We start from the raw sequence: 1,589 nt of genomic DNA, 5'->3' as shown, positions 1-1,589 counted from the left end.
GGAGTCGGCATGGCCGCCGTCCAACTCGCCCGCCTGTGGGGCGCCGACGTCTACGCCACCGCCAGCCCCGCCAAATGGCCCACCCTGCGCGCCATGGGACTCGACGACGACCACATCGCCAACTCCCGCACCCTCGACTTCCACGACACCTTCCACACCCACACCCACGGCCACGGCATGGACGTCATCCTCGGCTCCCTCGCCGGCGACCACGTCAACGCCTCCCTCGACCTGCTCGCCCCCACCGGCCGCTACATCGAAATGGGCAAAACCGATATCCGCGATCCCGCCGACATCCACACCACCCACCCCGGCCGCACCTACCGCGCCTTCGACCTCAAAGAAGCAGGCCCCGAACGCACCCAGGCCATGCTCACCGAGATCACCCAACACCTCACCCAACACCGCCTCACCCTCCTGCCCCGCACCGACTGGCACCTCGCCGACCTCCCCGCCGCCCTCCGCCACATGAGCCAGGGCCGCCACACCGGCAAAAACGTCATCCACATCCCCACCCCCCTCAACCCCCACGGCACCACCCTCATCACCGGCGGCACCGGAACCCTCGCCACCCTCCTCGCCCGCCACCTCATCACCCACCACCACACCCGCCACCTCCACCTCCTCTCCCGCCAAGGCCCCCACCACCCTCACGCCCACACCCTGCGCCAACAACTCATCGACCTCGGCGCCGAAACCGTCACCATCACCGCCTGCGACGTCACCGACCCCCACGCCCTCGCCGCCACCCTCGACACCATCCCCGACACCCACCCCCTCACCGCCGTCATCCACACCGCCGGAACCCTCCAGGACGCCACCCTCACCACCCTCACCCCCGACCAACTCCACACCGTCCTGGCCACCAAAGCCGACGCCGCCCACCACCTCCACCACCACACCCGCCACCACAACCTCGCCGCCTTCGTCCTCTACTCCTCCGTCGCCGGACACCTCGGCAGCCCCGGCCAGGCCAACTACGCCGCCGCCAACACCTTCCTCGACGCCCTCGCCACCCACCGCCACACCCACCACCAACCCGCCACCAGCCTCGCCTGGGGCCTGTGGGCCCAAGCCAGCGGCATGACCGCCCACCTCAACACCCAAGACCTCGCCCGCATGAACCGCACCGCCATCCAACCCCTCACCAACACCACCGCCCTCCAACTCTTCGACGCGCACAACCAGGCCTTCCGGCCGGTGCAGTTGGTGTCTCAGCTGAACTACGAGCACATCCCGGCGCAGCCGGTGTTCTCCCGGCTGGCGACCGTCCGCCGCACCGCCGAGACCGCACAGCAAGGACCCGCCCTCACCGACCGCCTCGCCGGACTCACCCCCGCCGAACAACGCGAACACCTGCTCACCCTCATCCGCCAACAAGCAGCCCAGATCCTCACCCTCGACCACCCCACCGCCATCGACCCCCAACGCGGCTTCCTCGACCAGGGACTCGACTCCCTCACCGCCGTCGAACTGCGCAACCGCCTCAGCACCGCAACCGGCATCCGCCTCCCCGCCACCACGATCTTCGACCACCCCACCCCCAACGCCCTCACCGACCACCTCCACACCCAACTCGCCCCCGACAC

1 protein-coding gene is annotated in these 1,589 nt (G+C 69.8%); it reads left to right on the top strand.

The features are described from left to right. On the top strand, positions 1–1,589 hold a 1,589-nt coding region (locus tag ICC28_RS39890; RefSeq protein WP_188293773.1), incomplete at both ends, for an SDR family NAD(P)-dependent oxidoreductase.

Origin of the sequence: Streptomyces sp. TRM68416 (assembly GCF_014596915.1) — a bacterium.
Taxonomy (GTDB): domain Bacteria; phylum Actinomycetota; class Actinomycetes; order Streptomycetales; family Streptomycetaceae; genus Streptomyces.
The sequence above is the reverse complement of the archived record's forward strand: the minus strand, read 5'-3'. Positions and strand labels throughout refer to the sequence as shown.